Genomic DNA, 7,355 nt, shown 5'->3' with positions numbered 1-7,355 from the left:
CAGCAGGTTTTTAGACCCCAATTCCACAATGCAAATATTGTCAATCCCCAAGGTAAACAGTAAGTAAACACACCCATCCATTGATGAGATAAGTTTCCTGTTGCGCTACTAGCACCAATATAATAAGGGAAATCTGGCATCATAGTACCGATGAGCAATGCTTCAAAATGAAAACAGCGTATGCTACGGTTTTTCTTTTTATTACGATAAAATGGCAATGCTGCAGCCATATGCGCTAACGTAAAGGCCATATTTATATCCTGTTACTAGCTCTAGCACGCAAAGCAGATATCAGCACTTACTTAATCAAGGCTCTGGCTGGGTTCCCAACCATAACAGCGCCTGCTGGAACATCTTTGGTAACCACAGCACCCATACCAATAATTGCGCCTTTACCAATAACTAAAGGCTTATCTGCTGTTCCTTGCTTGATAACCGCCCCAACACCAACGTATACATGATCATGGACATGCACATTACCACTACAGCTCACTCTAGGCGCAAAAGTCACATAATCCCCAATCACAGAGTCATGAGATACATGACAATACAAATTGGCATGAAAAAACTTCCCAATCTTCATGGTATTGGTTAAACATGCATGGGGTGAGAGAATGCTACCTTTACCTATCTCTATTGTGTCAGGATCTAAGATAATAGTAGTAGGCGCATGAACAGAGAGCGCAGGTATATTGTCTTGTTCAAGCTTGTCTGCCAGCAACTCACGAACCCTGCTATCACCAATGGCGATCGTTACTGCTTTATTCTTAGAGGGATCGCGTAAAAATTCATCATATTTTAGTACTTTATGATTCATAAGCGTATCAAGCTTACCCGAATCATCAATAAATACGATACGGGACTTATCAAGCAAAGGGTATTGCAACTTTAATAAAGAAACAACTTGCTTCCCATGACCACTTGCACCATATATTCCAATTAACTGCTGCATTTTTTTTTCCTTATTGCGAGTTATCAGTAAACCTGCTCATTGTCACGTTATCACTTGCATTTATGTCTTCTTTGTCCTAAGCATCAAAAGATCATATAAGACGCGAAGATAAAATTGGTGGTTTAATCGTTGATACTTCTAATAACGTCGAAACTTTCTGCCGTATTTGCACCAACATAAGCGCCTCTAAGAGCGGCTAGATGTTCTATTGCTTTAATAGATCGCGTATTCGGGAACGCTTTGAGTTGACTAGAAAAGCATTCCATAGCAGTGATCTTAGTGGCAAAATCATTTTCACTTAACACATTAAAGTAACGCGGAATAAAAACAGCCTCTACTGTTGGGTGGCCCCACTCTGTTTCAGATAGTGTCTCGTAGGCATAAATGTGCCTAACACTCTGACCTGGTAATGGTCTAGCAGCCACAAGACAAGCGTTGTATATAGCACCATGATCGAGATGTAAATCACCTTTATGAGGTATATATAGAGTGTCTATATTCTTTTCTTTTATCAAAGCGTTCAAAGTACCAGCGATTTTTGTATTCTTTTCTTTTATCAAAGCGTTCAAAGTACCAGCGATTTTTGTATTGTGGATACTGCTCCAATTGCGGCGCAGGAAAGTCATAAAATACAGTTTCTTTTATTCCCAATACCTCATGAGATTTCAACGCTTCGGATCGCACAAACTCCATTCTTTCAGAGTTAAAAAGCTTCGGATCGCACAAACTCCATTCTTTCAGAGTTAAAAAGCTCTGGCGCACCAACTGCTGCATTTGTCATGATCGCGACGTATACATTATCTCCATGGCGTACATGTTTCGCTATTGTGCCACCGCACCCTAAAACCTCGTCATCAGCGTGAGGCGCTACTACTAAAACATTTTTCATGACATTTTCCCAATAATCTCTTTTAACTCTGCAATTTGTTTTTTTAAGCTCGTATATCTCAAGCTCAACTTTGTAGCCCAACAATTTGTTTTTTTTAAGCTTCGTAATATCTCAAGCTCAACTTTGTAGCCCAACAAGCTTCCTACTCTCAGTCTGCTTGAATCATCAAAAGCAATTGTAATCCAAATAAGCCCTTTACCCGTCTGAACCAAGAACTCATCTTTTTGACTCTTCAAGATACGACCTTGAACACCTTTTATTTTTAGATTTTGTTCCACTCTACTAGATGTTACTTCTAGTTTATTATTACCTGAAAAAGTAAAAGCACCAGGATGTGGCTCAGAGGCAGCTTTGATAAGACGGTCTATATCGTATGCTGAGCAGGACCAATCAATTAATCCATCTTCAGGCTTTCTAATACCAAATTCTGTCGCTAATGAATCGTCTTGTTCAATAGCTATTAATTCACCATTAGCTAACTGAGGTAATAAAGAATCTAACGCTAGACTCATGGCTTGATGGATTTTTTCTTTTACACTCTTGGCCGTATCTTCACCAGAAACGTCAAATCCTTCTTGCGCTACAATAGCGCCAGCATCGGCAGCTTCTTCAAGCATAAAAAAAGGTAGCTGCTCCTTCTTGCGCTTCATGGACAAGCCAAGCCAAAGGCGCCCGACCTCTTCCTTCAGGTAATTTAGTCGGATGAAAACCTATAGCGCCTAATTTAGGAGCCTGAATGATATCTTTAGACACCAATTGAGAAATACCAACGACAAACAAGTAGTCAAGTTCTAAAGACTGTATCTCTTCAATATGGTCATTAATTTTCGTAAATGGCGTAAAACTGATTGAATTTTCTAAGCAAAATGGTTCCAAATCACAGTGCCCACTGATTGAATTTTCTAAGCAAAATGGTTCCAAATCACAGTGCCCACTGACGAATTTGGTTATATTCGGTTTATAACCAAATACTCCGACTACGTCTAATCCATGCTCATGTAGTTTCTGTAGGGTAAGAGCGCTTGACTCCACGCCACCAATCAGTCCAACTCTCATTATTTTTTACCCCATTTCTCACCAAGCAAAACTATCAATGCTGTTTTAGAAAGAATTTTTAAGTCCAATAGAAGTGATTGTCCTTCGACATACTCTTTATCAAACTCCCAGCGCTCTTCCCAAGTTAAATGAATGTTCCCATTTACTTGTGCCAATCCCGTTAGACCCGGACGAACCAATAAACGTTTCTTTGCACTTTCATTAAACTCTTTCACTAGATTTGGCAAGCAAGGTCTTGGCCCAACCAAAGACATATCGCCTTTAACTACATTAAAAAGCTGTGGCAATTCATCAATCTTTAGTCTACGTATTACCTTACCAACTTTAGTAACCTCGGGATCATCGTTGAAAGTCTGTTTAATCTCTCTCACTTTGTCCGTCATGGTTCTAAACTTATAGACTGAAAATACTCTACCTTTTTTACCCACTCGTTGCTGTTTAAAAAACAGTGGGCCTTTACTGGTTAATTTTATTAATACCGCAGTTACGATGAGCAGCGGAGATAATATAACCAATATAAAAATACTTATAAGAAAGTCAAAACAGCGTTTCATAGAAAACCTTATAGCTTAAATATGCGTTTATAGTGTGTTATAAAAATTACTATATTTTTTAATCTTCGTCTCGCAACAATATAATCAGTTTCATGACATTTCTACGTGCGACAATAAACTTATGAGAGGAGTGACTATAGACCCATCTCTTCCAACATTTTGGCATTAACCTTGTGCACATCATATTTTTCTTCAGCTATAGTCCGTGAGCGCTCCCCCATCTCTACAGCTAATTCAGGCTCTTCAATAAAACGAAGCATCGCTTGAGCTAAAGCATCAACATCTTTTACCGGTACTAAAAAACCATTATCACCATCTACAACAGTTTCACGGCAGCCTGGCGCATCTGTAGTAATCACTGCTCGGCCCATAGACATTGCTTCTAATACTGTGCGAGGAGTGCCTTCACGATAAGACGGTAATACATAAACAGAACTTGCTTCAATAGCTGGTCGTACATCGTCCAGCTTACCTAAGAAGTTAATCGTTCCTTCTGCAATCCATTCGTCCAGCTCAGTTTGTTTAATAGCGTGGGGATTGGTATCAAGCCAACCTACCAAATCAAAGTTTATCTCAGGATGAGTCTTTCTAACTTGTTGGGCTGCCTGTGCATATTCACGGACCCCTTTATCCCATAATAATCGAGCAATCATCAAAAACCTTGGCGCAGATTGTTCAGTTAAAGGCACAACGTTAAACTGCGACACATCTACACCTGAACCGTTTACGATACAAGTATCAGCGTTCTTAGATACGATCTTTAACTCACGGAACAACATTTCATCATCTGGGTTTTGAAAGAACACTTTGTCGGCTTTAGATAAAGCACGACGATATAGTTCATGAATTAATTTTTGTAGTTTGGTGCGTTTTTTTGCTACCTCAACTTGCTGAAAAGCGTAGCCTAACCCCGTAATCAGGGCAAAACGGTGAGGTACTTTAGCAAGCCAAGCAGCTAACATGCCGTAAATGACTGGTTTGATGGTATAACTGAGCACATAATCAGGCTTAATCTCTTGCATTAAACGATATAAAGTGCCCAGAGTTTTAGCATCATTGATAGGGTCAGTACCTGTACGTTGCATAGGAACATCATGAACCACGTAATCAAGGGCCTCAAGACGCTCAACAACCTTCATATGATCCTGAAGTCCTGGAGCAGCAACATGGACTTCAAATCCTGCATCTTGTAAAGCAGCCAATAGAGCACCGCGAAAATTAAGTAAGGAAGGTGCATAGCTTGCTATAATTAAAAATTTCATAAATTACTCTAATAAAATGAATTAATGTTCGACAGAAAGTTTTTGAACGTTTGCATTCCTTACTCTATAACCAAGATAAACTAAGAGAACGGTATAAATGAACAAATAATTGAGTAAAAGAAAGGTTGAACTATTAGTAGATAAAGAAAATATCGCTACAAGTGACATTGTTGTAGCGGCCTTAAATCGAGCCGTATGCTTAGAAGTCATCCAGATTAGAGATAAACAAAATGCTGTAAAAATAGAAGTACCGATAATCCCAAACTTTATTAGCGTCTCTACTAAACCATTATGTGTCCCAAGTTCATGTCCATCAATTTCAAATTTAACACCATCAAAGCCTAAACCTATAATAGGTTGACTCTTAAATCTTTCCAGTGCTAGCTGCATGAGTACATCACGCCCATTGTAACCTGTATCTAATAACCTTGAATCAGATGAACTCGCTACATTAGAAAAGTTACCAGATACCCAATCTGCGATCTCAACAGAATAAATAGATAAACCCAGTGCAGTTGCTATTACTACAAATAAGGAGAAAAAATTACTTCTAGGAAATTTTGTAACAAAAGCATAAGATAACAAGCTTAATACAAATGCCAAAGTTGCACTTCTAGAAGCGGTAACACCTAGGATCAATAAGACTGTCCCGATACCTAGAAACTTATATCTTTTTTTATCTAAACCCAGAAGTACAAAGGGTAGTAACATTACAGATAAGTGACTGGTAATATTTGGATTCATGAACAAACCCGGCTTTCGGAAATCAGACCAATTTGTAAAACTTATAAGAAAAAGCGGTAGTAAAATAAGTAGCGTCTTAGACAACTTTTTATACTGCTCTTTATTATAAAAATTCGTCCCTTCAGTCAACGCTATTTGAGATGCAAAGAATAAAAATAAAACCATAGCTATAGATTGAAAAATAATCAACACACTACCTTGGAAAATAATGCTCTGTATTACAATAAATAGCACAAGAAAGAAAATAGCAATTAAACTTTTATTTGCTACTATCTTCTTATGTTTATATATTATAAAAAAATAAAAAAGACAAAACTGCAAAACCACCAGTGGCGCTCGTAAAGGTGCCAAACTTGAAAAACTTACAATAAATATCACAAGTATTGAACTCAATACAAACGAGTTTACACTAATGAACTTAGGGGCTTTTATATTCATATAATTTACTACAATAAAGTCAATTAGTTTTTGTCTTTTGAATATAACTCATGAAAATTATTTACAACATTCTTTATAGAGTATTTATCTATAACATTTCTTTTATTTTTATCTGCTTTTTCTATCAAGGCACTTTTTGAATAACTAAGGTAATTCTTTATAGCATGACTAATGCCAACTACATTGTTACTCAGTGCGATAGATTCTTTGTCCAATAAAACACCTACGTCACCAACATCAGCTGCTACACATGTCGTATCTGCTAATATCGCTTCGCCCACTACATTTGGAAACCCTTCAGTTTTTGAATGCAAGCAAAAGATATCCATCGCTTTTAGACACTTAGGCACATCGTCTCTTTGTCCTAATAGTTTAAAATTATCTGCTAAATCATGTTGTGTTATCCAAGACATCAACTCTGTATTTTCTGCGTTGTTGTCCCTTCCTACTAACATAAATTTTAAATCTGGAAAATCTTTTACCAAATTAGCAGCAACGTCTATAAATAATTTTTGGTTTTTAACTAGATTAAACCTTCCTACCGATCCAATAACAGTGTCATCCGCGGATAAACCAATCTCTTTACGAATATTGAGTCCATCTTCCTTTGTAGAAGAGAGGGCTTCTATATCGAAACCATTAGGAATAACCATCATCTTAGATTTGTCATAACCAATACCGATATGGTAATTTTTTGATACATGTGCTGCGCAAACTATGGAATTAGGAACGTAATAAGATAGCTTGGCGCATACTTTACTAAGATAGACCGTTTGCTTTGAAGCACCTTGAGATACATCTGTAGTACGGATACCCCAAATAATATTATCAATACCTACACTTTTTGCAGCTAGACCACCTAAAAAATCAGCATGGTACATCCAAGTTTGTACGACATCAGGTTTGAGTTCTTTAAGTAACTTCTTCAATTTAAAAAAGGTTTTGGGTACTGAAGGAGTAGACGTCATACCCAAACTATATACCTTTATCCCCTGATTTTCTAAATCTGGACCAATAACACCGCTATCCGTTAAAGAAATAACAACATGTTGAAATTTTCCCGTTTTTTGGCTGTGAAGTACCAGACGCTTAAGCATCAGCTCAGCACCTCCTACATTCAATCCAATAATAACGTGTACTATTTTCTTAGGCATTTTTACGTTCCACATAATTTAACAAGTTGTAAGGAAATTTTTCTTTGCTTAGTAATTTTTCTTTTCCAACATAGCCCTTTAAGAACAAGATAAATCTCATATCCATTTCAATATTCTAAAAAATGGTTAATACTGTAAAAACTTTAATTATTCTTATATAAAAATAGTGTTTGAGATATATTATCTTTATCTTCTTCCTACGTTCTTATAAAACTTTCAAACTTTCATTTTTAAATTTCATATTTAAAATATTTTGTAAGGATATCGATTCATTACTTTTTATAAAAAAATTTAGTGCATATGCGA

General features: G+C 36.8%; 10 protein-coding genes. All 10 read right to left on the bottom strand.

Annotated elements, in window-relative coordinates:
• The coding region (locus tag PENNN9_RS11565) for a DUF4184 family protein (RefSeq protein ID WP_156410100.1) at nt 1-251 on the bottom strand (251 nt) is incomplete at its 3' end.
• Nucleotides 252-298: 47 nt separating this feature from the next.
• Nucleotides 299-952: an acetyltransferase gene (locus PENNN9_RS11560; protein ID WP_058369143.1), complete on the bottom strand. Its 654-nt coding sequence runs from the start codon at nt 950-952 to the stop codon at nt 299-301.
• Between the two features lie 122 nt (nt 953-1,074).
• Nucleotides 1,075-1,578 carry a PIG-L deacetylase family protein gene (locus PENNN9_RS11555; RefSeq protein WP_058369822.1) on the bottom strand — a complete coding sequence of 168 codons (504 nt, stop codon included), beginning with the start codon at nt 1,576-1,578 and terminating at the stop codon, nt 1,075-1,077.
• Nucleotides 1,579-1,655: 77 nt separating this feature from the next.
• Nucleotides 1,656-1,841 (bottom strand): PIG-L deacetylase family protein, encoded by a 186-nt coding sequence (locus PENNN9_RS12870; protein WP_058369821.1) that lies wholly within the window; start codon nt 1,839-1,841, stop codon nt 1,656-1,658.
• Complete coding sequence (locus PENNN9_RS12865; protein WP_197409105.1) at nt 1,838-2,491, bottom strand: methionyl-tRNA formyltransferase; 654 nt, start codon at nt 2,489-2,491, stop codon at nt 1,838-1,840. Before PENNN9_RS12865 ends, PENNN9_RS12870 begins: the two co-directional genes overlap by 4 nt.
• On the bottom strand, nt 2,451-2,897 hold the full coding sequence (locus PENNN9_RS12860) for a formyltransferase family protein (RefSeq protein ID WP_058369819.1): 447 nt from the start codon (nt 2,895-2,897) through the stop codon (nt 2,451-2,453). Before PENNN9_RS12860 ends, PENNN9_RS12865 begins: the two co-directional genes overlap by 41 nt.
• Nucleotides 2,897-3,451 (bottom strand): sugar transferase, encoded by a 555-nt coding sequence (locus tag PENNN9_RS11535; RefSeq protein ID WP_058369818.1) that lies wholly within the window; start codon nt 3,449-3,451, stop codon nt 2,897-2,899. The genes PENNN9_RS12860 and PENNN9_RS11535 overlap by 1 nt, the downstream gene beginning before the upstream one ends.
• 134 nt (nt 3,452-3,585) lie before the next feature.
• Entirely contained in the window at nt 3,586-4,713 is a 1,128-nt protein-coding gene (locus tag PENNN9_RS11530; protein WP_058369817.1) for a glycosyltransferase family 4 protein, read from the bottom strand.
• Between the two features lie 21 nt (nt 4,714-4,734).
• Nucleotides 4,735-5,895 carry an O-antigen ligase family protein gene (locus PENNN9_RS11525; RefSeq protein WP_058369816.1) on the bottom strand — a complete coding sequence of 387 codons (1,161 nt, stop codon included), beginning with the start codon at nt 5,893-5,895 and terminating at the stop codon, nt 4,735-4,737.
• Between the two features lie 23 nt (nt 5,896-5,918).
• Entirely contained in the window at nt 5,919-7,049 is a 1,131-nt protein-coding gene (locus tag PENNN9_RS11520; RefSeq protein ID WP_058369823.1) for a glycosyltransferase, read from the bottom strand.
• Nucleotides 7,050-7,355 lie beyond the last annotated feature (306 nt).

Source organism: Psychrobacter sp. ENNN9_III (assembly GCF_001462175.1).
In the GTDB taxonomy this organism is placed as follows: domain Bacteria; phylum Pseudomonadota; class Gammaproteobacteria; order Pseudomonadales; family Moraxellaceae; genus Psychrobacter.
The sequence above is the reverse complement of the archived record's forward strand: the minus strand, read 5'-3'. Positions and strand labels throughout refer to the sequence as shown.

Coding starts and splice junctions, on each gene's coding strand:
- PENNN9_RS11560 (WP_058369143.1), bottom strand. CDS start 952: ATGCAGCAGTTAATTGGAATATATGGTGCAAGTGGTCATGGGAAGCAA.
- PENNN9_RS11555 (WP_058369822.1), bottom strand. CDS start 1,578: ATGACTTTCCTGCGCCGCAATTGGAGCAGTATCCACAATACAAAAATC.
- PENNN9_RS12870 (WP_058369821.1), bottom strand. CDS start 1,841: ATGAAAAATGTTTTAGTAGTAGCGCCTCACGCTGATGACGAGGTTTTA.
- PENNN9_RS12865 (WP_197409105.1), bottom strand. CDS start 2,491: ATGAAGCGCAAGAAGGAGCAGCTACCTTTTTTTATGCTTGAAGAAGCT.
- PENNN9_RS12860 (WP_058369819.1), bottom strand. CDS start 2,897: ATGAGAGTTGGACTGATTGGTGGCGTGGAGTCAAGCGCTCTTACCCTA.
- PENNN9_RS11535 (WP_058369818.1), bottom strand. CDS start 3,451: ATGAAACGCTGTTTTGACTTTCTTATAAGTATTTTTATATTGGTTATA.
- PENNN9_RS11530 (WP_058369817.1), bottom strand. CDS start 4,713: ATGAAATTTTTAATTATAGCAAGCTATGCACCTTCCTTACTTAATTTT.
- PENNN9_RS11525 (WP_058369816.1), bottom strand. CDS start 5,895: ATGAATATAAAAGCCCCTAAGTTCATTAGTGTAAACTCGTTTGTATTG.
- PENNN9_RS11520 (WP_058369823.1), bottom strand. CDS start 7,049: ATGCCTAAGAAAATAGTACACGTTATTATTGGATTGAATGTAGGAGGT.